This is a genomic window from Anaerolineae bacterium (assembly GCA_011176535.1).
In the GTDB taxonomy this organism is placed as follows: domain Bacteria; phylum Chloroflexota; class Anaerolineae; order Anaerolineales; family DRMV01; genus DUEP01.
Map to the genome: position 1 here is coordinate 1 of DUEP01000117.1, position 25,971 is coordinate 25,971.

Genomic DNA, 25,971 nt, shown 5'->3' on the forward strand with positions numbered 1-25,971 from the left:
CACACCCTCTCCGAGCGATGGTCAGGGAGGGCCCAAAGGATGGACGGGATTATAACACAACGCCCACCTGTTTTCTATGAATTTTCTCATACTAACCTTGCTGCCCGCACGCCCCTCTGGTATAATGCGCACACAACGGCGTCAAGCCGTGCACGCTTACATGTGACACCCCCGTCTTCCGCCGGGGCCGTGTTCTGAACCTGCAACCTCATCCAAGGAGAGATGTATGTTCCCTGCGCTCCTGCTGGCCCTGCGCGAAGGGCTTGAAGCCGCCCTGGTCATCGGCATCCTGCTGGGCACCCTGCGGCAAATCCGGCGCAACGATCTGCGCCCGGCGGTCTGGCAAGGGTTGCTGGCCGCCCTCCTGGTGGCCCTGGGGGCCGGAGGGCTTCTGTATGCCCTCAGCCTGCCTTTAGAGGGAGCAGCCGAGAAAATCTACGAGGGCGTGACCATGCTCCTGGCCGCCAGCGTGCTCACTTGGATGATCTTCTGGATGCAGCATCACGCCGCCTCCCTCAAAGAAAGCCTAGCCACTAAGGTGCGCCGTGATGCCCTCTCGGGTGGCCGCCTGCCCCTGTTCCTCATCGCCTTCTTCGCCGTGGTGCGTGAAGGGCTGGAGTTGGCTTTGTTTCTCACCGCCACCACCCTCACCGAAGGCCTCTCGGCCACCCTGGTGGGCGCCCTGCTGGGCCTTATCGCCGCCGCCGCGCTGGGATGGGGCCTTTTTGCCAGCCTGATCCGCCTCGACCTGCGGCGCTTTTTCGTGATCACCGGCGTGCTGCTCACCCTGTTTGCCGCCGGGCTGGTGGCCCACGGCATGCACGAGTTCATCGAGTTGGGCTGGCTTCCCACCCTTCTCGATCCCGTTTGGAACACGAACCCCCTGCTGCCCGAACAGAGCCCCCTGGGCCGGCTGCTCACCGCCCTTTTCGGCTACAACGGCAACCCCTCGCTGACCGAAGTGCTGGCCTACTGGGGCTATCTGCTGCTCATCGCGCTCCCTTTCCTGCACACGAAAAGACGGGGAATGGCTACCACCCCCGGTCGGGCTTGACAGAGCGCCCCCCTGAGGGGCTATAATAGAAATGCTTCGACACGCAGCGGGCTTTCACGGCCCGCTCCCTTTTCCGCATCATTTAGTGTAAAGAAAACACTTACCCAAGGAGAGCGCCATGCCCCCATCCACTTTACCCGTCCCACCTCATTTTGACCCTGAACGGGTCGGCAAGGTCTGGAAGGTGGATTACGAGGCCCGCGCGCGCGAGGCCCGCGCCTGGGCGCAGCAACACGCCATCCCGCCAGCGGCGCAGGACTCCCCCCGCATCGCCCTGGTGCTCATTGACCTGCAAAACACCTTCTGCCTCCCCGACTTCGAACTTTTCGTCGCCGGGCGCTCGGGTCACGGCGCGGTGGAGGACAACATCCGTCTCTGTCGCTTCATCTACCAGAACCTGCACCACATCACCCACATCGTCGCCACCCTGGATACCCATCTCCCCATGCAAATCTTCCACGCGCCCTTCTTAGTGGACGCCGAAGGGAACCACCCCGCCCCCTTCACCATGATCAGCGCCGAAGATGTGGCCGCCGGCCGCTGGCGCTTCAACCCCCACCTGGCTCCGGTGTTGGGGCTAACCCCCGAGGAGGGGCAGGCCCATCTGGAACACTATGTGCGCACCTTGGCCCAGAAAGGCAAATATCAGCACACCATCTGGCCCTTCCACGCCATGCTGGGCGGCATCGGCCACGCCTTAGTGCCCGCCGTCGAGGAGGCTGTCTTCTTCCACAGCATCGCGCGCTACGCCCAGCCGGAGCACATCATCAAAGGCAACCATCCCCTCACCGAGCATTACTCGGCCCTCGGCCCGGAGGTGAACACCGACCCCCACGGCCACCCGCTGGTGCCGCCCAATGAACGCCTGGTGCAACTCGTGAAGGAGTACGATGCCGTCATCATCACCGGCCAGGCCAAGAGCCACTGCGTGGCGTGGACGGTCAACGACCTGCTGGACACCCTGGAGCAACGCGGCCAGGGTCACCTGGCCCGGCGCATCTACCTGCTGGAAGACACCACTTCCCCTGTGGTGGTCCCCGGGGCGGACTTCACCGACGCCGCCGATGAGGCCTACGCCCGCTTCGCCCGGCGCGGGGCCCATCGGGTGACCACCGAGCAGCCCCTGGACACGTGGGGCATCGCCTGACCCCAGGGAGGGGAACCCACCCCGAGGTTCTGCCTGCCCCCGGCCGCATCCGGGAGGGGCGCACCTCCGGGGTGGGGCTCCCCCCTCCATCTCCTGCCGACTCCACGCCATCTTTTCAAAGGAGGCCTCACCATGAGCATCTTCGACGGGCAGCGGCTGGACGCATCCGCCCTTCACCTGGATTGGGAAGGCATTCGCCGCCAGCGCTATAGCGACAAATACTTCGTCAACATCGCCCGCCTGCTGGGCGCATTGAACGCCCAGGGCTACACCTACGCCGGAAGCCACGGTCGGCTGCCCGCGGAACAAAGCCATGGCCTGCCCATCGGCGATATGGAAGTCGAGATGCAATGGTTCACCCGCCGCCGGGGTACCACGGTGGTGGCCGGAGTGGATGTCGCTCTGGCCGTGCTACGCCGGGCAACGGGCTACTGGGAGGGCGAACGCTTTATCCCCACCGCCGACCGCCTGCAGGTCTGGGCCGTTCAGGACGGCGACACCGTGGCCTACCACGGCGACCCCCTGCAGGTGCAGCCGGTGCTGCGGGTGCGGGGCCGCTACCGCGATTTCGGTCCCCTGGAAACCGTGACCCTGGGCTTCCTCACCCGCGCCAGCCGCATCGCCACCAACACCTACCAGATCCTCCAGGCCAGCGGGGGCAAGCCGGTGCTCTTCTTCCCCGCGCGGTTCGATTTGCCCTCCGTGCAGGCGCTGGACGGCTACGCCTACTTCATCGGCGTGCAACGCTACAATCACGATTTCGACGCCCAGGTGCAGCCTTTCATCTCCACCGACGCCCAGGGCGAATGGTGGGGCGGCGTGGGCGGCGGCACCACGGCTCACGCCTTTCTGGCCTGCTTCCTGGGCGACATCCCCGAGGCCATGGTGACCTTTGCCCGCCATCTGCCGCCGGAGGTGCCGCTCATCGCCCTGGTGGACTTCAACAACCATTGCGCCCGCGACGCCGTCACCGTGGCCTGGACCATGTTCCAGCACTACCGCGCCGCCTTAGAGGCCAACAAGCCCGAAGAAGCCCGCAAGTTCAAACTCTTCGGCGTGCGGCTGGACACGGCCGGCGACCTGCGCGACGCCTCCATCCCTCCGCTGGGCTCTCCCGAACTGGACCTGGGCGTGAACCCCCGGCTGGTCTTCGCCGTGCGGGAAGCCCTCGACCACGCCTGGGAACACTGGGACCTGCCGCCCCGCTGGCGCGAGGAGGCCCGCCGTTACTGCCAGGAGATCAAGATCGTGGTCTCCGGCGGCTTCAACCCGGAGAAAATCACCCGCTTCGAAAAGTTAGGCGTGCCGGTGGATTTCTACGGCGTCGGCTCCTGGTTCTACAACAACCACGGCCCCACGGTCACCGACTTCACCGCCGACGTGGTGCGTGTCAAAGTCGGCGATCGCTGGGTGGACATGGCTAAGGTGGGCCGCCGCGCCTGCGACAATCCCCGCCTGGAGCGTGTGTGGTGACGGCCCAGGCGACTGAAGACAGCACCCCACCGTTGACAACGGGGGTGAATGCTTTAAAATGGAGTCGGAGAGAGGAGGCCGGCCGGGTGGTCGCGGCGCAGCGCAGGCTGCGTCGAGGAAAGTCCGCACTCCACAGGGCAGGGAGCCGGGGAAAACCCGGGCGGGGGTAACCTCGCGCACAGGGCCACAGAAACAGACCGCCAGCGACCTGCGCTTCGCGCGCAGGTGCGGGCAAGGGTGAAAAGGTGGGGTAAGAGCCCACCGGCGCGTCGGGTAACCGGCGCGGCCAGGCAACCGCCTCCCGGAGCAAGGCCGAGCAGGGGCGAAGGCGGCTTGTCCGCCGGGGTGTGGCCCGCACCCCTGGAGCCCCGGGTAGGCCGCACCGCCTGCGGGCGGGCGCGTGGCACCCCCACGCGCAGACAGATGACCACCCAGGCGGGCCGCGGGCGGGAAGACGCCATGGCGTAAACCGTCCGCCCCGTCGGACAGAATGCGGCTTACAGGCCGACCTTCTCTCTCCGCGTATCTTCCTTCGCCAGGCGCTTATGCATCCTGCTCCCACCCATCTGCTCCTCGACCTGGACGGCACCCTTTACCCCGAGGCTGTGGGCCTCTGGCCGGCCATCAAGGAACGCATCGGCCGCTACCTCACCGAACGCCTGGGCCTTTCGCCGGTCGAGGCCCAGCGCCTGCGCCGGGAGTATGTGCAGCGCTACGGCACTACCCTGCGCGGGCTGCAACTCCACCACGGGGTGGACCCCCAGGACTTTTTGGCTTTTGTCCACGACCTCCCTATCGAGGAGATGCTCCAGCCCGATCCCCGCCTGCGCGCTATCCTCGAGGCGGTGTCGCAACCCAAATGGGTGTTCACCAACGCCGATGAACCCCACACCTGGCGCGTGCTGCGGCGCCTGGGCATCGACGACCTCTTCGCCGGCATCATCGACCTGGTCGCCACGGACTTCCATCCCAAGCCCCACCCTCACGCCTTCGCCGTGGCCCTGACGCGTCTAGGGCATCCACCCGCCCGCTCCGTGGCGGTGCTCGACGACCTCCCCCGCAACACCCGCGCCGCACGCCAGTTGGGCTTCCTGAGCGTGCTCGTCGGCAGCGAACCGGCCCAACCCGACGATGCCCACTTCTTTCTCCCCAACATTTATCATCTCCCCACCCTTTCCTTCTGACGGAGGCCCTCATGTGGACCAAAATCCTGCTGGCCCTGGCCGCCACCGTGCTCATCACCGCCGGCGTGATCCTCTTCGCCTGGGCCATAGCCCAAACCTGGGGCGATTTCAGCCTGCTGTTCCAACGCCTGCGCCAGCGCGCACGCAACCCCTGGGAAGACGAAGACAAGGCCCTGGAAGCCCTCCAGGACCGAGTGCGTCGCCTGGATCCGGATTTACTTCCCCCCTCCAGGGAGACACCCGAAGGAGACGCCTCCCCGCCCGCTGAGGCATCCTGAGCCCACTGTTTTCTTACGAAACCTTTACATCGCTCTTATGCGACACTCATTTTCTTGTGCTAAAGTACATTTTTGGGCGGTGGCGTCTTTCGGCCCAAGGGCGCTCGGGCCCGGCCACCACCATCCTGGGAAAACCCTTTCAAGGAGACCGTGATGAACCGCTGGGTGAAAGCATTGCTCATTCTCCTGGTCGGCGTGGTGATCGTCGGGGGTGCCTTTGCTGCGGGTGCCCTGGTAGGCTACGGCTGGGGCCGCCACCAAAGCCCGGCTTTGCCTACCCCGTCCGCCTCCACCCTCATCCCCACCACACCGGCCCATCCTTCGGCCTCGGCCCCCACGACCGAAGCCACCCCCCAAGACCTCAACGCGCTCTTCGCGCCTTTCTGGGAGGCCTGGCGCATCGTCCACGACCAGTATGTGGATCAGCCGGTGGACGATGTGAAACTCATGCGCGGCGCCATCCGCGGCATGCTGGACTCCCTGGGCGACCCTCATACTGACTACATGAACCCCGACGACTACAAAGAAGCCACCACCATGCTGGAAGGCGAGTACGAGGGCATCGGTGCCTGGGTGGACATCTCCGGCGACTATCTCACCATCATCAGTCCCATGCCCGGCTCCCCGGCCGAGAAGGCCGGCCTGCAACCGGGCGACCAGATCATCGCCGTGGACGGCGATGATGTGAGCGGCGTGGCCCCTGAGGTGGTGCGCAAACGCGTGCTGGGGCCGGCCGGCACCCAGGTCCGCCTGACCATCCGCCGGGAGGGCGTCGAGGAGCCCTTCGATGTGGCCATCACCCGGGCCCACATCACCATCCCCAGCGTGGAAGGCCGCATGCTGGATAACAGCGTCGCCTATGTGCAGATTTACACCTTCGGCGAGAAGACCGGCCAGCAGTTGCACGAAATCCTCCAGGACCTGCTGGCCCAAAACCCCAAAGGGCTGATCATCGACCTGCGCAACAACGGCGGCGGCTACCTGAGCACAGCCATCCAGGTAGCCTCGGAGTTTCTGCCCGAGGGCACGGTGGTGATGTACGAGCGCTACGGGGACGACACTCAACAAGTTTACAAGGCCCAGGCCGGTGGGCTGGCGACCGACATCCCCCTGGTGGTGCTCATCAACGAAGGCTCGGCCTCCGCTTCGGAAATCGTGGCCGGAGCCATCCAGGACCACGGTCGCGGCCTGCTGGTGGGTACCGTCTCCTACGGCAAAGGCTCCGTGCAGAACTTGATCCCGCTGCAGAACGACCAGGGCGCCGTGCGGGTTACCGTGGCCCGCTGGTACACCCCCAAAGAGCGCCTGATCAGCGGTCAGGGGTTGACGCCGAATGTCACCGTCGAGTTGACCAAAGAGGACATCCAGGCCAAGCGCGACCCACAACTGGACAAAGCCGTGAAACTCATCCTCCAGGGGAAAGCACCCTCCGGGGTCAACAAATAGCCCACGGGAGAGGCCAATCAGGAGGTGGCTATGTTCTGGTTCGACCCGTATTACCTGATCTTCATGGCGCCTGCCTTCATCTTGATGATGTTGGCTCAGTGGTATGTGAGTTCGGCCTTTCGCAAATGGAGCCGTGTGCCCGTGCGCACGGGGCTATCGGGAGCCGAGGCCGCCGAACGCCTCATCCGCCACGCCGGACTCTACGGCGTGACCATTGAGATGACCGGCGGCATGCTCAGCGACCACTACGACCCGCGCAACAAGGTGTTGCGTCTTTCGCCCGGCGTGTATCAGGGGCGCTCCGTGGCCTCGGTGGCCGTGGCCGCCCATGAACTGGGCCACGCCCTGCAGGATCAGGAGGGCTATGCCGCCTTACGGCTGCGCACGGCCATGGTGCCGGCAGTGAACTTCGGCTCCTACCTGGGCTGGATCCTCATCCTCCTGGGCCTGTTCCTCCACCTGACCAATCTGGCCGTGGTAGGGCTGGTCATCTTCTCCCTGGGCGCGGTGTTCGCCCTGATCACCCTGCCCGTGGAGTTCAACGCCTCGGCGCGGGCCAAGCGCCTGCTCCAAACCGCGGGCATCGTGCAGACCGAAGACGAAGCGCGGGGCGTGAACACCGTCCTCAACGCCGCAGCCCTCACCTATGTGGCCGCCCTCATCACCGCGGTGATGCAAGTGCTCTACTACGCCTTGCTCATCTTCGGCGATCGACGCCGCCGCTAACACCACCAGGGGCGCTCGGCCAGCGGGCGCCCCCTCTCGTTTTCTCCCTCTTCCCATCCTCCTTCGACGCGGAGATGACCCATGAAAGCCCGAAACATCCTGCTAGCCCTGCTTTGGGTTGTCACCGCTTGTGGAGCGGCGGCCATCGGGGGCGCCCTTGGCGGCTGGTGGATCGCCCGACACCAGACCGTCCCCGCGCCCGCGGTGGCCACGGCCGAGCCTATCGCTTCCGCCGGCCAGCCCCAAAACACCGGCGTGCTCCGCGTGAGCAGCACCGAGATCGAGACGGCCATCACCCAGGCGGTGGAAAAGGTCAGCCCGGCCGTGGTCACGGTGGTGGGCCGCATCCCGGGCCAGATGACCTTCTTTGGCCCCACACCCGACCGTCAGGTGAGCGGTTCGGGGGTGATCATCTCCGAGAAGGGTTACATCCTGACCAACAACCATGTGGTGGAAAACACCGACCGCCTGCGGGTGATCTTCGCCGACGGCAGCGAACAGACCGCCCAACTGGTCGGCGCCGATCCCTTTGCCGACCTGGCCGTGCTCAAAGTACCCGGCCCGGTGCCCGCCGTGGCCACCCTGGGCAACTCCGACCTCCTCAAACCCGGCGAGACGGTCATCGCCATCGGCTCGCCGCTGGGCGCCTTTCGCAACACCGTCACCGTGGGCGTGGTCAGCGCCACCGGGCGCAACCTGGATACCGGCAAGGGTTACCAACTAGAAGGCCTCATCCAGACCGATGCGGCCATCAACCACGGCAACTCGGGCGGGCCATTGGTCAACCTGGCCGGGGAGGTGGTGGGCATCAACACCCTGATCGTCCGCGGCAGCGGCCTGAGCGGCGATGTGGCCGAAGGGTTGGGCTTCGCTATCCCCTCCAACACCGCCCGCGCCGCGGCCGAGCAGATCATCACCAAAGGGTATGTCTCCCGCCCCTACCTGGGCATCGGCTGGCAAAGCATCACCCCGGCCATCGCCCGCCGCTACGGCCTGCCCGCCGAATGGGGCGTCTATGTGGCCCAGGTGGAGCCCAACAGCCCGGCCGCCAAAGCCGGCCTGCAACAGGGCGACATCATCGTCCAGATCAACGACACCCCTCTGAACAAGGAACACAACTTCATCAATGTGCTCTTCGACCATCAACCCGGCGAGACAGTCACCCTCAAAGTGTATCGCAGGCAGCGGTTGATGGAAATTCAAGTCACCTTAGGCGAGCGACGCATCCAGTAACCCCCGGCCCGGCTGGACGCCACAGGTCCAGCCGGGCTTTTTGATGGCAGCCTCTTGGTATAATGGCGGCATGCGCAAATTACTTTTTCCCCTGCTCCTGCTCCTCGGGGTTCTATTCATCATCAGCCGCCTCGCCGAACTGGAAACCATAGGCCGAACGCTACGCCAGGCCAACCCGCGTTACTTAGTGCTCGCCTTCGGGGTGCAGATGCTGTGGTTCCTCAACGCAGGTCTCAATCTCCGCTGGATTTATCGCGCCCTGGGGCTGAAGGAATCCCTGCTCCGGCTGACGCTGCTCAGCGTGGCCGCCAGTTTCACCAATGTAGTCGCCCCAGCCGGCGGCATGACCGGCATGGCCGTGTATGTCTCCGAAGCCCAGCGCCAGCGCTATTCCCCGGTCCGCGCCACCGTGGCCGGGATGCTTTACTTCTGGAGCGAATATGTGGGCTTCCTGGCCGTCCTGGCTCTGGGGATCATTGTGCTGATTCGGCGCAACAACCTCCACACCCCGGAAATCGTGGCCTCGGCGCTCATGGGCTTGCTCGTGTTCGGACTGGGGACCCTGCTTTACCTGGGCATGCACTCCGCCCGGCAACTAGGCGCGGTGCTGGCCTTTGCCGCCCGCGCCATCAACGCCGTGCTACGCCCTTTCCTTCACCGCCCCTACCTCTCCGAGGAACGCGCCCATCACTTCGCCCATGATGCCCAGGCCGGTTTGCGCACCCTGGGCCAGAAGCCCAAAATCATGCTGGTTCCCCTGCTTTTGGGGCTGACCAGCAAACTGCTGTTGCTGCTTGTCCTCTTGCTCTCGTTCAGGGCCTATCAGGTCCCCTACTCCCCCGGGACCATCGTGGCTGGATTCTCCATCGCTTACCTTTTCCTCATCATCTCGCCCACCCCATCGGGGATCGGCGTGGTCGAAGGCCTGCTCACCGTGGGGCTGAATTCGATGTATGTTCCTCTGGGGCAGGCCGCCATCGTGGCCCTGACTTATCGCGCTGTGACCTTTTGGGTGCCGTTGCTGCTCGGCCCGGCCGCCTTTCGCCTGTTGGACCACCTCCCCGGCCCCGGCCCCACCCTCTCCCGATGACTCCCCAAGAACTTGGCCCCAACACGCCCCCTTTACCTCACTTCGTGGCAAGATAACGCGGCCACGGAGGCGTTTGGGCGCTCCCAGCCCAGCGCACCCCATCGCACTTCGTGGTAAGATAAAAAGGTCACGGAGACCTGCTCTGCCCCCTGCCCGTCAGGGGGTTTGTTATGCCTTGAATCCAGGAGGCGTTTATGGCAAACCGTTCCTTCAGCCTGCGGCGTCTGCTTCTCGGCGACCCGCTGGCCACCTGGCAGGCTAAACATGAGCGGCTCACCAACGCCAAGGCGCTGGCCATATTCTCGTCCGACGCCCTTTCCTCAGTCGCCTATGCCACCGAAGAAATTCTCTTCGTCCTCCTCCCCGCGGGGATGGCCGGGCTGACCCTCTCCATCCCCATTTCCTTAGCCATCGCCATCCTGCTCTGGATCGTCGGCACTTCCTACTACCAGACCATCCACGCCTACCCCCAAGGGGGCGGCTCATACATCGTCACCAAGGACAACTTGGGCACTCTGCCCGGCCTGGTGGCCGCCGGCGCCTTGTTGACCGATTATGTGCTCACTGTGGCCGTGTCCATCGCCGCGGGCGTCAGCGCCCTCTACTCCTTCTCCCCCCCGCTCTATCCTTACCGCGTGTACCTGGGCGTGGCGGGGATCGCCCTGATCACCATCATCAACCTGCGCGGCGTCCGGGAATCGGGCACCATCTTCTCCATGCCCACCTACATGTTCATCGGCAGCATCCTGGCCTTGCTGGCCGTGGGCTTCTACCGCTACTTCACCGGCCAACTGCACCCCATCACGGTCACCGGCGCGGAAGTCCCGATCACCCCTACCCAGGCCATCACCCTCTTCTTTGTGTTGCGCGGCTTTTCGGCCGGGTGTACGGCCCTCACCGGCGTGGAAGCCATCAGCGACGGCATCCCCGCCTTCAAGCCCCCCGAGGCGAAAAACGCCGGCCAGACGTTGCTCATCATGATCTCCCTGCTCACCACCATGTTCCTGGGGATCACCTTCCTGGCCCATCAGGTCGGCGCGGTGCCCACACACGAAGAGACCGTCCTTTCCCAAATCGCCCGCGCCGTCTTCGGCGAAGGGATCGGGCATGCCATCATCCAGGGAGCCACAGCGCTCATCCTCTTCCTGGCGGCCAACACGGCGTTCTCCGACTTTCCCCGGCTGAGTTACTTCCTGGCGCGCGACCGCTTCATGCCGCGCCAGTTCGCCAACTTAGGCGACCGTCTGGTGTATTCCAACGGCATCCTCACCCTGGGCACCCTGGCCTCGCTGCTGCTCATCCTCTTCCACGGCGACACCCATCATTTGCTGCCCCTCTATGCCGTGGGTGTGTTCATCGCCTTTACCCTCTCACAGAGCAGCATGGTTGTGCGCTGGTGGCGCTTGCGCACACCGGGCTGGCAACACTCCCTGTTCTTCAACGCCATCGGCGCTCTATCCACCTTCATCGTTCTGGGTGTGATCCTGATCACCCGCTTTACCCGCGGGGCCTGGATCGTGGCCTTGCTGATCCCCATTCTGGTCCTCATCTTCCTGCGCATCCACCGCCATTACGAATTCGTGGCGGCTCACCTCTCGCTGGAGCGCTTCGGATCACCACCGCACATTCGCCGCCACCGCGTCATCGTGCCCATCGGAGGGGTTCACCGCGGCGTGATGCATGCCCTGCATTACGCCCGCACCCTCTCGCCGGATGTCACCGCCGTCCTGGTGGATGTAGACCCCACGGAAACCCAAAAAGTGCTTCAGAAATGGGAGAAATGGGGAGATGGCATCCGCCTGAAGGTGTTGCCTTCCCCCTATCGGTCCATCATCGGCCCGTTCCTGGAGTATCTGGACACCCTGGAGGCCGAATCCCTGCCCCAGGACATGATCACCGTGGTACTCCCGCAATTCGTGCCCGCCCGCTGGTGGGAAAACCTGCTCCACAACCAGACCGCCTTGCTGTTGCGCATGGCGCTGATTTTCCGCCGGGGCACTGTGGTGACCGATGTCCCTTACCACCTGGGCCTCGTGAGTCAAAACAACGGAGGGAATCAGCCATGAAACTCATCATTGTGGGATGCGGACGCCTGGGGAGCGCCCTGGCGTTGAGCACGGCCCGCGCAGGTCACGAAGTGACCGTGGTGGACCGCTCGGCGCAGGCCTTCGACCGGCTAGGCGCCGATTTCCACGGTCGCACCATCCAGGGCGAAGTGCTCCACCAGGAGGTGCTGCGCCGCGCCGGCATCGAGGAAGCCGACGGCTTGGCCGTGGTCACCCCCGACGACCATGTCAACCTGGTGGTGGCCCGGATCGCCGTGCTGCGCTATGGCGTACCCAATGTGGTGGTCCGCGTGTACGGTCTGCGCCACCGCCCCCTCTTCGAGGAACTGGGCGTGCAAACCGTGGCCAGCGCCCTTTGGGGCGCCCAGCGGCTGGAACAACTGCTGACGCACCCCGGCCTCTCCACCCTGGGCACCTTTGGCCACGGCGAAGTCTCCCTGGTGGAGGTTCGCGTGCCTGCCTCCTGGGAAGGGCAGACCCTGGACGCGCTTTACGCCGAGGAGGCCATCCGACCGGCGGTGGTGGTACGTGGCGGCCAGGCCCTGCTGCCCACCCAGGCCCATTTCGTGCTCCACGAAGGGGATCTGCTGGTGCTGGCCGTCTCCCGCCAAGCCATGAAACGCCTGAGCGACTTCTTCCGCCACCCGCAAAACGCCGAAGCATCCGCGAAACCGCAGTAAGGAGGGCGTTATGTTCGTCATTGTTGCTGGCGGCGGTCGGGTAGGCTCCACCCTGGCCGAGCGCCTGCTGGAAGGCGGCCACAAGGTGCGCCTCATCGAACACCGGCCGGCCGTGTTGGAGCGCCTGCACCGCGAACTGCCCACCGAGGTGATCGTGGTGGGCCAGCCTACCGACCCGGACCTGCTGGAGCGCATCGGGGTGCGTCAGGCCCAGGCCTTGGCCATCGTGCTCTCCGACGACGCGCAGACCCTTTCGCTGGCCTCGCTGGCCCGCTTCCGTTATCAGGTGCCGCGGATCATCGCCCGCGTGAACGACCCGCGCAACCGCTGGCTCTTCGAGCAAGATATGGGTGTGGATGTAGCCCTCAACCAGGTGGAGATTTTCACCAGCCTGGTCGCCGAAGAGATTTCCCTGGGCGATATGATGACCCTGCTCAAACTCCGGCGGGGCAAGTACATGCTGGTCGAGGAAAAAATCCCCCCGGGCGCGCCGGTCATTGGCCAGCCCATCAAAGACCTCGACCTGCCACAGCAGTGCGTCATCGCCGCCATCATCCGCCACGGTGAAATCGTGGTGCCCCGTGGCATGACGGCGCTGGAGGTGGAAGACGAGGTGCTGGCCATCACCGACGCCCAGGGCGCCGAGGCCCTGCATCGGCTGTTCACGCCCAAGAGCCAGGCCTGAGCGCCCTGGACGACCCTCCCTTTTTCTTTGACCAATGGGGCCAAGTGAGGTATAATCGGCCCGCGCCCCCAGAGAGGCAGGGGCGCCCTTTAGTGTTGCCCATAAGGGTTCCTCCGCCACGCGCGGGAGACCACCCTTCATCCTACGCGACGAGGGAGAACGATGCCAAAACGCACTTACCAACCCAAGATCCGCCGCCGGTTACGCCGGCATGGCTTCCGCGCCCGCATGGCTACGCGTGGCGGGCGGAAAGTGCTCAAGCGCCGCCGCCTGAAGGGCCGCCATCGCCTGACAGTGCGCATGAACAACCATGTGAAACGCATCAACTGGAAATCCCACTAAGCCCCCCGCGGGAAGGCGCCTTTGGAGTTTGGGTGAACCGTCGCTTTCGTCTCAAGCGAGCCTCTGATTTCCAGCGGGTGCGGCGCGAGGGACGTTCCTTTGCCCACCCGCTGGTTGTCTTAGTCGTCGCCCCCAACACGGAGGGTAGGGTGCGGGTGGGAGTGGCCGCCGGACGAACCATAGGCAAAGCCGTGGCCCGCAACCGAGCCAAGCGGCGCCTGCGGGAGGTCATACGGCCTCTCCTCCCCCTCCTCCCCCCAGGGTGGGATTTGCTGCTCATCGCCCGTCATCCGCTCAACCAGGCCCCCTTTGCCGACCTGCGGCAGGCTGTGTATCTTTTGCTGCGCCGCGCCGGGCTGCTTCCCCCACCTGCTGCGCCTTCCCCGCGTCGAGAAAATCTCTCATGACCTCTCATCAGCATCCGCACGACCATCCTCCGCTGGATTTCGCGCTCCGTCCCCCAAATCCGCCTCAATCCCCACTGAAAGACCTACCGCGCACGCCGCGCTACTGGCCGCGCTGGGTGCTTTTGTTGCTCATCCGGCTTTACCAAAACACCTTTTCCCGGGCGCTGCCGGTCAACACCTGCCGCTTTTACCCCACCTGCTCCCACTACGGGTACGAAGCCATCTACAAATACGGCGTGCTTAAAGGAGGATGGCTGGCGCTCTGGCGTGTGCTGCGCTGCAACCCCTTCAACCCCGGCGGCTACGACCCGGTCCCCTGACCCCCGTCGGGGCATCTTTGCTTGTTGGATTGGAAACATGATGATCAAACGCTTTCGTCGCACGATCTTCTTCCTGGTGCTCCTGGCCTTCGCGCTGAGCGCCTGCTCCGGCGCCTACGCGCACAGTTCGGGCTGGCCAGGGCTGAGTGTGCAGGACACCACGGCTTACCTGAGTTACAACAACGGCGTCTACGCCGTGGATATCGAAAAAGGCCAGGTGCTCTGGCAATTCCCCGAGGAAGCCAGCCGCGACCAGACCTTCTACGCCGCCCCCGTGCTCACCCCAGACGGCAAGCAACTCCTGGTCGGCTCGTACGACCACAAACTCTACAGCCTGGACCCGGCCAGCGGCCAACTCCTCTGGGACTTCAAGGAGGCCAAGAGTTACTACATCGGCGCCCCGCTGGCCACCGAGGCGGCCATCTACGCCCCCAACGCCGACGGCGTGCTCTACGCCCTGAGCCTGGACGGCCAACGCCGCTGGACCTTCCACAGCGACCGCGCCCTCTGGGCCACCCCGGCCACCGATGGTCAGCGGCTCTATCTGCCGGCCATGGATCACCGGCTGTACGCGCTGAACCCCGACGACGGCCAGGTCCTCTGGCAGACCGACCTGGGAGGTGCCATGGTGAGCGCTCCTGCTCTGGCCAAGGGCGTGCTCTACCTGGGCACCTTTGCCGACAAAGTGGTCGCCGTGCGGGCCGAGGACGGCCAACCCTTGTGGGAAGCCTCCACCAGGGGCTGGGTCTGGAGCACGCCCGCCTACGCTCAGGGACGCCTGTTCTTCGGCGATGTGGAGGGTGCTTTCTACGCCCTGGATGCCCGCGACGGCTCCCTGCTCTGGTCCATCCAACCCGACGGCCCTATCGTAGACACCGCGGCCGTCGACCAGGGCACCGTGTACTTCACCACCGAACAAGGCACCCTCTACGCCGTCAGTGCCGAAGACGGCACCGTGCGTTGGACCTACAACGCCGGGGCCACTTTGCAGACCGGCCCGGTGCTCACCCCCGGCGGCATCGTCCTCATCGCCCCCACCGACGGGAGCGACCTGCTCCAGGCGCTCAACGCCGCCGACGGGCAACCCCGCTGGGCCATCCAACCCGCCAAGTAATCGCAGCCTGGCTGCACATCCTCTGCTGGATACGGATAAGACACCATGTGGAACCAATTTGTTGTTGACCCCATGCTCAATGTTCTGCTGGCCATCTACAACTTGCTGGGCGGGAACTTTGGGTTGGCCATCATTCTCTTCACCATCCTTATTCGCCTGATCATCTACCCCCTCAGCCGCCAGCAAATACAAAGCGCCGAGGCCATGCAGAAACTGCAACAGGACCCGCGCTGGAAGAAAATCCAGGAAAAGTACAAAAACAACCGGGAGAAACTGGCCCAGGAGCAGATGCGGCTTTACCAGGAACTGGGCGTCAACCCCTTTGCTTCCTGTCTGCCCTCCATCATTCAGATTCCCATCATCTTTGGCCTTTACCAGGCCATCATCAAGGCTCTGGCCAGCACCCCCACTCAGATGCTGGACCTGACCCGGCACATCTACCCCATGTTCGACATCGCCTCCCTCATCCCGCTGAACAGCCACTTCCTGTGGATGGACCTGGGGCAGCCCGAGCGTCTCTTCATCCCCGGATTGAACTTCGGCATCCCGGTACTGGCCATTCTAGTGGGCATCACCACCTACCTGCAGTCCAAGATGATGCCCACCACCAGCACAGGCGGCGGCCAGGGAGAGATGATGGGCCAGATGATGACCATATACATGCCCCTGCTACTCTTCTACTTCACCATGGCCTACGCCGCCGGGTTGGGCCTGTACTTCTTCACCAGCAACCTGGTCACCATCGCCCAATACGCCCTGATGGGCAAACTGGACTGGCAAAGCCTGTTCGGCGGAAAAGCAAAAGCATCACGTTGAACCCCTCGACGCGCGGTGGGATCACCGCGCGTCGGTCTATCCCCGCCCATCACGGAAAGTGAGGCCTGCCATGAACGAACAATCGCAAATCAGTATTGAAGTCATCGCTCCGACCGTGGACGAAGCCGTGCAGCGCGGGCTGGAGCAGTTGGGCCTGATGCTGGACGAAGTGGAGGTGGAAATTCTGGATCGAGGCGGGCGCGGTCTCTTTGGTTTGCTGGGCCGCCGCCAGGCCCGAGTGCGCCTCACGGTCAAGAAGCCCCAGGAAGAAGCCGCGGCCCCGGCGCCCTCTCATCCCCGCCGCGAGGCCGCCCAACCCTCCGCCCCGCCGGCCCGCGAAAAACCTGCCGCCTCTCAGCCCACCGTGACCGACGAGACTCTGCAAGTTGTGGAAGCCACAGTGCGCGAGTTGCTGGACAAACTTCAGGTGCGGGCACGGGTCTCCACCCGATACGGCGAAGCCGAAGGCAACGGCCCTGCCCCGGTCATGGTGGACATCCGTGGGCGCGACCTGAGCATCCTCATCGGACGCCGCGCCGAGCGTCTCAATGCCCTGCAGTTCATCACGCACCTTATCGTGGGAAAAGAATTGGGGCGCAATGTACCCATCATCGTCGATGTGGAAGGCTACCGCAAGCGCCGCGAGAAGCAACTGCAGCGCATGGCACGGCGCATGGCCGACCAGGCCGTGCGCACCGGGCGTCGCGTGGTCATGGAACCCATGCCCGCCAACGAACGCCGCATCGTCCACATCGCCCTGCGCGATGACCCACGGGTGACTACCAAGAGCATCGGTGAGGAGCCCCGCCGCAAGGTCACCATCATCCCCGTCAAAAAAGCCTGATGGCGTCGCGACCTCTGCCTTCGACGCGGAGGGCCTGCGGGCTCTCCGCGTTTTCCTTTCCCGTCAGGGTTTCGGGTATAATTTGGACATGACCACATTGCGTTACAACCCCGTGGATTACCTGGTGGTGGGCCACCTCACTAAGGATCTGACCCTTTCAGGCCCCCGCCTGGGTGGTACGGCGGCCTACGCGGCGCTGACGGCCCGCGCTTTGGGCCTGCGGGTGGGGATCGTCACCGCCTGGGCGGGCGATCTGGACGCCTCGCCGCTGGCTGGCATCCCCCTCGCCGGGCCACCCTCCGAGGTGACCACCACCTTCGAAAACCGGGAAACCCCTCAAGGGCGCCAGCAAACCCTGCACGCCCTGGCCCCGTCCCTGGCCCTCTACCACACCCCGGAGCCCTGGCGTCGGGCCCCCATCGCCCACATCGGGCCAGTGGCGCAGGAAGTCGAGCCGAACGTGCTCCCCGGGCTGCACGCCAGCCTGCTCGGCATCACCCCCCAGGGTTGGCTCCGCCAGTGGGACGCCCAGGGCCAGGTGCACCCCGGCGAATGGCCCGAAGGGTCCGTGGTGCTCCGCCAGGCGCATGCCGCCGTGCTGAGCATCGAGGACCTGGGAGGCCACGAGGAGCGCATCCCCGAACTGGCCTCGGCCTGCCGGGTGCTGGTCATTACCCGGGGCGCCCAGGGGGCCGACCTCTACTGGCAAGGGGAAGTGCACCACTTCGACGCCCCCCAGGTGCCTGAACGCGATGCCACCGGCGCAGGCGACATCTTCGCCGCGGCCTTCTTCGTGCGGCTGTACCAAACCCGCGACCCATTGGAAGCCGCCCGTTTCGCCACGCTGCTCGCCGCCGACTCGGTCACGCGGGTGGGCCTGGACGGCGTCCCCTCCATGGAGCGCATCTTCACCCTCCTGCGGCATTAACCCGGAGGCAACATGGCCCGTGTGTACACTCTGGTCAACCAGAAAGGCGGGGTGGGCAAAACCACCACCGCCATCAACCTGGGCGCGTATCTGGCCTACTACGGCCAGCGGGTGCTGCTCATCGATTTGGACCCGCAGGCAAACGCCACTTCCTGCCTGGGGGTGGACAAACACCAGGTGCGCGGCGGCACCTATGAGGTCCTGTTGGGCGCCTCGCCGGCTGCTTCGCTCATCCTGCACAATCCCAGGCTCAAACTTTCTCTGTTGCCTTCAGCACCCTCCCTGGCAGGCGCCGAGGTGGAACTGGTCAGCGAACTGGCCCGGGAAAGCCGCCTGCGGCAGGGCATCGCCCCCATCCTAGAACGCTACGATTACATCCTCATCGACTGCCCGCCTTCCCTGGGCCTGCTCACCCTGAACGGCCTGGTGGCGGCTCAGGACGGCGTGATCATCCCCGTGCAGACGGAATACCTGGCCTTAGAGGGATTAGGGTTGCTCTCGCAGACCCTGGAGCGGGTGCGGCGGGCCCTGTTCCCCGACCTGGGCATCCGTGGCGTGGTGCTCACCATGTACGACCCGCGCACCAATCTGGCCAACGATGTGGTGCGCGAGGTGCGGCAGTTCTTCGGCGGGCGGGTGTTCCAGACCATCATTCCCCGGAGTGTGCGTCTGGCCGAAGCCCCCTCCTACGGTCTGCCCATCCACGCTTACGCCCCCAATTCGCGCGGCGCCAAAGCCTACGCGGCGCTGGCCAGGGAAATCCTTCAAGGAGACGGCCTCACCGTGCCCGAGGTGGAACCCACCCAGGCGGACCTCTCTCCCGCCACCTTCACCCCCGACGCCCAGTAGATTCAACCTGCCAAGGAAAAGTTGACCATGACGCCCAAGCGACGACCCGGCCTCGGCAAAGGACTGGACGCGCTCATCCCCGGTGGCGACGCCTCCGCTTCCGGCGGCGGAGTGCAGTATGTGCCCATTCATGCCATTCGCCCCAATCCGCGCCAGCCCCGCTCCCATCTCGATGAGGAGAAATTAGAGGAACTGGCCCAGTCCATCCGCGAACATGGCGTGCTCCAGCCCCTCATCGTCACCCAGGGGGAAAGCCCGGGGCAATACCTGCTCATCGCTGGGGAACGGCGCTGGCGGGCTGCCCAACGGGCCGGGTTGCAGCGGGTGCCGGTCATCGTGCGTGAGGCCACCGACCAACAGCGTCTGGAACTGGCGCTGATCGAAAACCTGCAGCGCGACGACCTGGACCCCCTGGAAACCGCCGAAGCCTACCGCCAACTGCACGAAGAGTTCGGGCTCTCCCACGAAGCCATTGCCCAACAGGTGGGCAAAAGTCGCGTGGCCGTGAGCAACGCTTTGCGGCTGCTCAAACTTCCCGCCGAGGTGAAACGGGCCTTGCAGCGTGGCCACATCAGCGAGGGCCATGCGCGGGCCCTGCTGGGCCTGCCCTCGGCCGAGGCTCAGGTGGCTGCCTTGCAGGAAGTGCTCAGCCGGGGCCTGACGGTGCGGCAGACCGAGGACCTGGTGCGCCGCCAGACGGGGCAGGGGGCGCCCTCCCGTGGCCGACCGAAGCGGGCCGCCGCCCAGCCCGCCGAACTGCGTGACCTGGAAAACCGCCTCCAAAGCCACCTGGGGACCAAAGTGCGCGTGCGCGGCAATGCGGCACAGGGGACCATCGTCATCCACTACTATTCGGCTGAAGAACTGGAAGCCATCCTGGCCCATTTGCTGCCCGAATAAACCCAAGGGCCGCCGTCTTCCCTTTCGCCCCCAAAAGCGCACCACCCGCAGGCTGTTCCCGATTGCAAACCCCACCGGTTTGTGATACAACAGATCTGTGAAGGATTCCACAAAACCAAGGGAGAGCGCATGGAACACAAACCCGTCCCTCGCGTCGTCGTCAAGCGTCTGCCGATCTACCTCCGCGAACTTTACTACGCCGCCGAAGAGGGCTACACCTATATCTCCTCCCAGGAGTTAGGCCAGCGCCTGGGGTACACTGCGGCGCAAATTCGCAAGGACCTGTCCACCTTGGGGGAATTCGGCAAGCAGGGGGCCGGTTACCCCGTGGCCAGCCTGATCAAAGAACTGGAGGCCATCCTTCATGTCAACCGCACCTGGGATGTGGCTCTTGTTGGCGTGGGCGATTTGGGCCACGCCCTGATCCACTACCAGGGTTTTCACCCCCGCGGGTTCCGCATCGTGCTGGCCTTTGACAACAACCCCGCCAAAATCGGCAAACTGGTGGGCGATTTGATCATCCATGATGTGCAATACCTGGAAGAAGAAATCCGCCAGGCCGGCATCCGGATCGGGATGATCACCACCCCGGCCTCCGTAGCCCAGGAGATCGCCGAGCGCCTGGTCGAGGCCGGCGTGCGGGGCATCCTCAACTACGCCCCCGTACACCTCAACCTGCCGGCGGAAATCGAGGTGGAATACATCGACCCGGTCATTCACCTGCAACGGATGACCTTCTTCCTGGGTGGATGAACCTCCCCCGAAAACCAAAGCGGACGCCAAACGATGGCGTCCGCCTCGCTTTTCCGCCGGAACAAGGGGGTTAGACCGCGCCCACCAGGCTACGGCGCACCACGGGCAGGATGTCCAACGCCCGGGCCGCGCCAATGGCCGCGCAATTCAGAGGGTCGTCCACCAGATAGGCCGGCACGCCCAATTCCTTGGTCATCAGTCGATCCAGCCCGCGCAGCAGGGCCGTCCCGCCCGCCAGGGCAATGCCGCGGTCGATGATCTCCGAGACCAACTCTGGCGGGGTCTTCTCGATGACGCCGCGCACCATTTCCAGGATGTCGCCCAGGGGGTCTTGCAGGGCCTCCACCACCTCGGAGGTGGTCAGGGTGAAGGTCTGGGGCAACCCGGTGACCTGATGCTGCCCCTGGAGTTCGAGGGCCAACTCCTCGTCCAAAGGCACCGCCGCCCCGATTTCCAGTTTCACCCGTTCGGCCGTCGGCTGCCCGATGATCAGGCCGTACTTGCGGCGCACATACTGGATGATGGCCTCATCCAGGTCCAGGCCGCCCAGACGCAAGGTTTCGGCCGCCACGATGCCGTGCATGGAGATGACCGCGGCCTGGGTGGCGCCGGCGCCTAAGGTCACCAGCATGTTGCCACTGGGCGTGCCAATGGGCAGGTCGGCCCCGATGGCCGCCGCCAACGGCGTGGGGATGAGGTACACTTCACGGCTGCCGGCCTGCAGCGCTGCCTCCTGAACCGCGCGATGCTCCACGCTGGTGGCTCCATACGGCACGGTCATCATCACCCGCGGGCGGAAGAGCCACGAACTCCCCGCCTTGCGGAATAGATGAGCCAGCAACCGCTCCGTGACTTCGTAATAAGCCACCACGCCATGCTGGAGCGGGCGTATGACCTCCAGGGTTTCGGGCACGCGACCGTACATCTGCTCGGCCTCTTCGCCGACCGCGACGATTTTCCGCTCCTCTACAGCCACCACCACTAAGGTGGGCTCATCGAGGAGCGTCTGACCATTTTCGGCCACGCGCACCCGTTCGGTGCCCAGGTCCACGCCCAGATTATGCGAAAACAACGGCATAGGCTACCCCGTCAGTCCTCGCCGCCCGATTCCATGCTGGGCCCGGGGCGGCGCACGCGGCGATAGCGGCGCACCGCCTCAAGGCGCAGGCTGGCCCGGCGCAGCGCGGCTTGGATGCGCAGGTAGGTTTCTGGGTCAGGGGGTGGCCCTTTCTTCAACAACTCCTCTGCTCGCCGGCGGGCCGCTTCGGCGCGCTGCTCATCGATTTCATCCACATGCTCGGCCACATCGGCCAGCACGGTCACCCGATCCGGACGTACCTCGGCCACCCCGCCTGCCACGGTAAAGATCTCCTCCTGCTTACCGCGGCGAACCCGGAGAAAACCATAACGCAAAGTGGTCAACAGGGGCGCGTGGTTGGGTAGAATCCCCAAATCGCCGCTGGTGCCGGGGATGACCACCATGTCGGCCTCCCCCGACCACACTGAGCGATCTTGGGCCACAATCTCGCAATGAACGGGCATCTAAGCGCCTCCTACACGGCCTCTTTCATCATCTGCTGAGCCTTCTCTACCACCTCATCAATAGTGCCCACCATATAGAAGGCTTGTTCGGGCAAATCGTCGTGCTTGCCTTCCAAGATCTCCTTGAAACCCCGTACGGTCTCTTTGAGCGGCACATACCGGCCCGGAATGCCGGTGAACTGTTCAGCCACGAACATGGGCTGAGAGAAGAAGCGCTCGATCTTGCGGGCGCGGGCCACGATGACCTTGTCCTCTTCACTTAGTTCTTCCACGCCCAGAATGGCGATAATGTCCTGCAGGTCCTTGTAGCGCTGGAGCACCCGCTGCACCTCGCGGGCCACATAGTAGTGATCTTCACCCACAATGGCCGGGTCGAGGATACGGCTGGTAGAAGCCAGCGGGTCCACCGCGGGATAGATGCCCTTTTCGGCGATGGAACGTTCCAGAGCGATGGTCGCATCCAGGTGCGCGAAGGTCGCCACCGGCGCGGGGTCCGAATAGTCGTCGGCCGGCACATACACCGCCTGCATGGAGGTAATGGAGCCATGTTTGGTGGAAGTGATGCGCTCCTGGAGTTCGCCCATCTCGGTGGCCAGGGTGGGCTGATACCCTACGGCCGAGGGCATACGGCCCAACAAAGCCGACACTTCCGAACCTGCCATGGAGAACCGGAAAATGTTATCGATGAAGAGCAACACATCTTTGCCCTGGTCGCGGAAGTACTCGGCCATGGTCAGACCGGTCAGGGCCACACGCAGGCGCACGCCGGGCGGCTCGTTCATCTGGCCGTACACCATGACCGTGTCCTTCATCACGCCCGATTCCAGCATCTCGCGGTAGAGTTGCGTGCCCTCGCGGGTGCGCTCGCCCACACCGGTGAACACCGAATTCCCTTTGTGCACCGTGGCGATGGTGCGGATGAGTTCCATGATGAGCACGGTCTTACCCACGCCGGCGCCGCCGAAAATACCCGTCTTGCCGCCTTTGGTGAAGGGCGCGATGAGGTCGATGACCTTCAACCCCGTCTCAAACACCTCCACCGTGGTGGACTGCTCCTCAAAGGGCGGGGCGGGCCGATGGATGGGGTATTTCTGCTTGACCTGCACCGGCGGGCTGCCGTCGATGGTTTCGCCCAACACATTGAACACGCGGCCCAACACCTCCGGGCCCACGGGCACTGAGATGGGCGCGCCCGTCGCCCGCACGGGCATCCCGCGCTTCAGGCCATCGGTGGGGCCCATGGCCACACAGCGCACCCAGTTGTCGCCCAGGTGCTTCTGCACCTCAAGCACCAGAGGCCGTTCGGCGTCGTCGCGCAACACCTCCACCGCCTCAAAAATATCGGGTAATTGGCCGGCGGGGAACTCCACATCCACCACGCCGCCCAGAATCTGCACCACTCGGCCGTTCGCGTTGGTCATACCTGCCTCCAAGTCAAATTCCAAAGGGGATTTACCTGCCTATGCCGCGGCCTGCGCTTTGGTGGCTTCTTCGGCCTTGACTGCCTGCGCCTTGGCCTTCGCCAAAGCCTGAGCCAGCGCCTCGGCACCACCGGCAATGTCCAGCATCTCACTGGTGATGCTTTGCTGTCGGGCCTTGTTGTACTCCAGTTGCAGGGCATGGGCCAACTCGGTGGCGTTGTCCGTGGCGTTCTTCATGGCCACCATGCGCGCCGCGTGCTCGCTGGCCCGCGACTCCAACATCGCCTGGAAAATCTGGAGTTGCGTGAATCGCGGCACGATCTCGTCCAGCAACTCCTGCTCCCCGGGCTCGTAGATGTAAGTGGCCGTGGCCCCAGGCAAAGCGTAATCCATCACCCGCTCTTCGCTCTCCAGGCTCAAGGGGAGCAGTTTCTTGATGCGGGGCTCCTGGCGCAACATGTTGATGAAATCGGTGTACACCACATAAACCTCATCCACCTGCTCGGTGAGGAAAGCATCCACCACCAGCCGCCCCACGGGCGAAATGTCGGTAAAGGTGGGAGGATCGGGCACAGGGCTGAAATCGGCCACGATGTTCAGCCCCCGGCGGTAGAGAATGTCCCGCCCCTTGCGCCCCAGCGTCACAAATTGCACCGGTACCGCATAATTGCCAAACCGCCGCAAAGTGTGGCGGATGATGTTCGTGTTGTAGGGGCCGGCCAGGCCACGATCGGCGGTGATGAGCACCACCATCACCTGGCTCACCTGGTCGCGGGTGGCCAGCAGAGGGTGCATATTGGCCCGCCCCGGCTGGGTAGCCAGATGGGTCAACACCTCCCAGGCTTTGGTCGCATAAGGGCGCGTGGCCTCCAAAGCCTGGGTCGCCCGCTGCACCTTGCTGGCGCTCACCGCCTGCATGGCGCGGGTGATGTGCGAGATGTTCTTGACGCTCTTAATTCGCTGTTTGACTTCGCGTGCCGTCGCCATAGTTTATCTCGCCTTTAGTGCCAGGTTGTCATGAAGCCCTGAATGGCCTCTTCCAGTTTGGCCTCCAACTCGGGCGAAATCTTCTTTTCGGTGGCAATGGCCTTGACCAGGTCGGAATGCACGGTATCCATGTGACGCAGCAAGGCCTGCTCCCATTCGGCCATCCGGTCCAGGGGCACATCATCGGCGTAGCCTCGCGTGCCGGCAAAGATCACGATGACCTGATGCTCCATGGACATGGGGGAGTATTGCGGCTGCTTGAGGATCTCCTGCATGTGCAAACCGCGGTTCAACTGGGCCTGGGTAGCCTTATCCAGGTCCGAACCGAATTGAGCAAAGGCCGCCAACTCGCGGAAGGCCGCCATGTCCAGGCGCAGGCGGCCCGCCACCTGCTTCATCGCCTTGGTCTGCGCATCGCCACCCACGCGCGATACCGAGATACCCACATTGATGGCCGGGCGGATACCGGCGTAGAACAGGTTGCTTTCCAGGTAAATCTGGCCGTCGGTAATGGAAATCACATTGGTGGGGATGTAGGCGGACACATCGCCGAGCAAGGTTTCGATGATGGGCAGGGCCGTCAGCGAGCCGCCACTCCCGCGCACCTTGATGATCTTGTACTGGTCGGCGTTCTCCAAGGCCTCCAACGCCTGCTCGGCGTCGTGCTTGGCCAGCGGGCCATCGTACATCTTGCCGTCCACCCCGTCTTCGGGGTCGGCCATACCGTCTTCGCTGCTGAAGGCCTTGGGCACGATGACGAATTTATCGGCCAGACGCGCCGCGCGCTCCAACAGGCGGGAGTGCAGGTAGAACACATCGCCCGGATAGGCTTCGCGGCCCGGCGGACGGCGCATGAGCAAGGAGACCTCGCGATAGGCCCAGGCGTGCTTGGAGAGGTCGTCGTACACGATGAGGGCGTCCTTGCCCTGCTCCATGAACTCCTCACCGATGGCGCACCCGGCGTAGGGCGCGATGTACTGCAAAGCCGCCGGCTCGTCGGCCGCGGCCGCCACCACCACGGTGTAGTCCATGGCGCCGTATTTCTCCAGCGTGGCCACCGTGCGGGCCACCTGGGCCTTCTTCTGCCCAATGGCCACATAAATGCAGATGACATCCTGGCCCTTCTGGTTGATAATGGTGTCAATAGCAATGGCCGTCTTCCCCGTCTGGCGGTCGCCGATGATCAATTCGCGCTGTCCACGGCCAATGGGGATCATGGAATCGATGGCCTTGATGCCCGTCTGCAAAGGCGTATCCACATCCTTGCGCTCCACCACCCCGGGGGCGATGCGCTCGATGGGGCGATAGCGGTCGGCCTTGATGGGGCCTTTGCCGTCGATGGGCTCGCCCAGGGCGTTGACCACCCGCCCGATCAGGGCATCCCCCACGGGCACCGAGGCGATGCGACCGGTGGTGAACACCTGCATCCCCTCGCTGATTTCCGCGTAATCGCCCATGATGATGATGCCCACATTGTCCTTCTCCAGGTTGAAGGCAATGCCCATCACTCCGTTTTCAAAGCGCACCAACTCCTGGGAGCGCACATCGGCCAGCCCGGTCGCCCGCGCAATGCCATCACCAGCCTCAATCACCGTGCCGACATTACGCACTTCCAGGCTGGGCTCGAATTCCTCGATCTGCTTTTGCAGATCCTCGGTGAGTTTCTTGACTACATCAGCCATTTCG

26 protein-coding genes, 1 other RNA gene and 1 pseudogene are annotated in these 25,971 nt (G+C 64.4%); 23 read left to right on the top strand and 5 right to left on the bottom strand.

Going from position 1 to position 25,971, the window contains the following annotated elements; translation table 11 throughout:
* Positions 1 to 226 precede the first annotated feature (226 nt).
* From G4O04_10040 to G4O04_10150, 23 genes and pseudogenes are all read left to right on the top strand, one after another.
* A pseudogene (locus G4O04_10040) lies at positions 227 to 1,054 on the top strand (iron transporter).
* 118 nt (positions 1,055 to 1,172) lie between these two features.
* Complete coding sequence (locus tag G4O04_10045) at positions 1,173 to 2,201, top strand: isochorismatase (protein HEY58852.1); 1,029 nt, start codon at positions 1,173 to 1,175, stop codon at positions 2,199 to 2,201.
* 132 nt (positions 2,202 to 2,333) lie between these two features.
* Positions 2,334 to 3,674, top strand: coding sequence for a nicotinate phosphoribosyltransferase (locus G4O04_10050; protein HEY58853.1), 1,341 nt, complete (start codon positions 2,334 to 2,336; stop codon positions 3,672 to 3,674).
* A 74-nt stretch (positions 3,675 to 3,748) separates the two neighbouring features.
* Positions 3,749 to 4,190: RNase P RNA component class A (gene rnpB, locus G4O04_10055), an RNA gene on the top strand.
* A gap of 29 nt (positions 4,191 to 4,219) precedes the next feature.
* On the top strand, positions 4,220 to 4,858 hold the full coding sequence (locus G4O04_10060) for a pyrimidine 5'-nucleotidase (protein HEY58854.1): 639 nt from the start codon (positions 4,220 to 4,222) through the stop codon (positions 4,856 to 4,858).
* 11 nt (positions 4,859 to 4,869) lie between these two features.
* Positions 4,870 to 5,136, top strand: a complete 267-nt coding sequence (locus tag G4O04_10065) for a hypothetical protein (GenBank protein HEY58855.1) — start codon at positions 4,870 to 4,872, stop codon at positions 5,134 to 5,136.
* Between the two features lie 153 nt (positions 5,137 to 5,289).
* On the top strand, positions 5,290 to 6,582 hold the full coding sequence (locus G4O04_10070) for a S41 family peptidase (GenBank protein ID HEY58856.1): 1,293 nt from the start codon (positions 5,290 to 5,292) through the stop codon (positions 6,580 to 6,582).
* Positions 6,583 to 6,612: 30 nt separating this feature from the next.
* On the top strand, positions 6,613 to 7,308 hold the full coding sequence (locus G4O04_10075) for a zinc metallopeptidase (protein ID HEY58857.1): 696 nt from the start codon (positions 6,613 to 6,615) through the stop codon (positions 7,306 to 7,308).
* 81 nt (positions 7,309 to 7,389) lie between these two features.
* Positions 7,390 to 8,541 (top strand): PDZ domain-containing protein, encoded by a 1,152-nt coding sequence (locus tag G4O04_10080; protein HEY58858.1) that lies wholly within the window; start codon positions 7,390 to 7,392, stop codon positions 8,539 to 8,541.
* A 70-nt stretch (positions 8,542 to 8,611) separates the two neighbouring features.
* Positions 8,612 to 9,631, top strand: a complete 1,020-nt coding sequence (locus G4O04_10085; protein ID HEY58859.1) for a flippase-like domain-containing protein — start codon at positions 8,612 to 8,614, stop codon at positions 9,629 to 9,631.
* 194 nt (positions 9,632 to 9,825) lie between these two features.
* Positions 9,826 to 11,697: an APC family permease gene (locus G4O04_10090; GenBank protein ID HEY58860.1), complete on the top strand. Its 1,872-nt coding sequence runs from the start codon at positions 9,826 to 9,828 to the stop codon at positions 11,695 to 11,697.
* Positions 11,694 to 12,377: a TrkA family potassium uptake protein gene (locus tag G4O04_10095; GenBank protein ID HEY58861.1), complete on the top strand. Its 684-nt coding sequence runs from the start codon at positions 11,694 to 11,696 to the stop codon at positions 12,375 to 12,377. The genes G4O04_10090 and G4O04_10095 overlap by 4 nt, the downstream gene beginning before the upstream one ends.
* 10 nt (positions 12,378 to 12,387) lie before the next feature.
* Positions 12,388 to 13,062: a TrkA family potassium uptake protein gene (locus G4O04_10100; protein HEY58862.1), complete on the top strand. Its 675-nt coding sequence runs from the start codon at positions 12,388 to 12,390 to the stop codon at positions 13,060 to 13,062.
* Between the two features lie 162 nt (positions 13,063 to 13,224).
* The gene (rpmH, locus tag G4O04_10105; protein HEY58863.1) at positions 13,225 to 13,404 is read left to right on the top strand and encodes a 50S ribosomal protein L34; all 180 of its coding nucleotides are present in this window, start codon (positions 13,225 to 13,227) and stop codon (positions 13,402 to 13,404) included.
* Positions 13,405 to 13,436: 32 nt separating this feature from the next.
* Positions 13,437 to 13,811: a ribonuclease P protein component gene (gene rnpA / locus G4O04_10110; GenBank protein ID HEY58864.1), complete on the top strand. Its 375-nt coding sequence runs from the start codon at positions 13,437 to 13,439 to the stop codon at positions 13,809 to 13,811.
* The gene (gene yidD, locus G4O04_10115) at positions 13,808 to 14,131 is read left to right on the top strand and encodes a membrane protein insertion efficiency factor YidD (GenBank protein ID HEY58865.1); all 324 of its coding nucleotides are present in this window, start codon (positions 13,808 to 13,810) and stop codon (positions 14,129 to 14,131) included. Before rnpA ends, yidD begins: the two co-directional genes overlap by 4 nt.
* Before the next feature lie 37 nt (positions 14,132 to 14,168).
* Positions 14,169 to 15,245: a PQQ-binding-like beta-propeller repeat protein gene (locus G4O04_10120; protein ID HEY58866.1), complete on the top strand. Its 1,077-nt coding sequence runs from the start codon at positions 14,169 to 14,171 to the stop codon at positions 15,243 to 15,245.
* 45 nt (positions 15,246 to 15,290) lie between these two features.
* Complete coding sequence (locus tag G4O04_10125; GenBank protein ID HEY58867.1) at positions 15,291 to 16,061, top strand: YidC/Oxa1 family membrane protein insertase; 771 nt, start codon at positions 15,291 to 15,293, stop codon at positions 16,059 to 16,061.
* Between the two features lie 70 nt (positions 16,062 to 16,131).
* Positions 16,132 to 16,905 carry a protein jag gene (locus tag G4O04_10130; protein HEY58868.1) on the top strand — a complete coding sequence of 258 codons (774 nt, stop codon included), beginning with the start codon at positions 16,132 to 16,134 and terminating at the stop codon, positions 16,903 to 16,905.
* A gap of 88 nt (positions 16,906 to 16,993) precedes the next feature.
* The gene (locus G4O04_10135; protein HEY58869.1) at positions 16,994 to 17,833 is read left to right on the top strand and encodes a ribokinase; all 840 of its coding nucleotides are present in this window, start codon (positions 16,994 to 16,996) and stop codon (positions 17,831 to 17,833) included.
* 12 nt (positions 17,834 to 17,845) lie between these two features.
* Positions 17,846 to 18,682: a ParA family protein gene (locus G4O04_10140; GenBank protein HEY58870.1), complete on the top strand. Its 837-nt coding sequence runs from the start codon at positions 17,846 to 17,848 to the stop codon at positions 18,680 to 18,682.
* Positions 18,683 to 18,709: 27 nt separating this feature from the next.
* Positions 18,710 to 19,582, top strand: coding sequence for a ParB/RepB/Spo0J family partition protein (locus tag G4O04_10145; GenBank protein HEY58871.1), 873 nt, complete (start codon positions 18,710 to 18,712; stop codon positions 19,580 to 19,582).
* Positions 19,583 to 19,711: 129 nt separating this feature from the next.
* Positions 19,712 to 20,335: a redox-sensing transcriptional repressor Rex gene (locus G4O04_10150; protein ID HEY58872.1), complete on the top strand. Its 624-nt coding sequence runs from the start codon at positions 19,712 to 19,714 to the stop codon at positions 20,333 to 20,335.
* Positions 20,336 to 20,405: 70 nt separating this feature from the next.
* On the opposite strand, the gene G4O04_10155 is transcribed toward G4O04_10150, so the two are convergent.
* Genes G4O04_10155 through G4O04_10175 form a run of 5 tightly spaced genes read right to left on the bottom strand, consistent with a single transcriptional unit; the run spans position 20,406 to position 25,967 of the window.
* Entirely contained in the window at positions 20,406 to 21,413 is a 1,008-nt protein-coding gene (locus G4O04_10155; GenBank protein ID HEY58873.1) for a rod shape-determining protein, read from the bottom strand.
* Between the two features lie 11 nt (positions 21,414 to 21,424).
* Entirely contained in the window at positions 21,425 to 21,877 is a 453-nt protein-coding gene (atpC, locus tag G4O04_10160) for an ATP synthase F1 subunit epsilon (GenBank protein ID HEY58874.1), read from the bottom strand.
* A gap of 11 nt (positions 21,878 to 21,888) precedes the next feature.
* Positions 21,889 to 23,298: a F0F1 ATP synthase subunit beta gene (gene atpD / locus G4O04_10165; GenBank protein ID HEY58875.1), complete on the bottom strand. Its 1,410-nt coding sequence runs from the start codon at positions 23,296 to 23,298 to the stop codon at positions 21,889 to 21,891.
* 39 nt (positions 23,299 to 23,337) lie between these two features.
* Positions 23,338 to 24,285: an ATP synthase F1 subunit gamma gene (gene atpG / locus G4O04_10170; protein ID HEY58876.1), complete on the bottom strand. Its 948-nt coding sequence runs from the start codon at positions 24,283 to 24,285 to the stop codon at positions 23,338 to 23,340.
* 14 nt (positions 24,286 to 24,299) lie between these two features.
* Complete coding sequence (locus G4O04_10175; GenBank protein HEY58877.1) at positions 24,300 to 25,967, bottom strand: F0F1 ATP synthase subunit alpha; 1,668 nt, start codon at positions 25,965 to 25,967, stop codon at positions 24,300 to 24,302.
* Between the last annotated feature and the right edge of the window lie 4 nt (positions 25,968 to 25,971).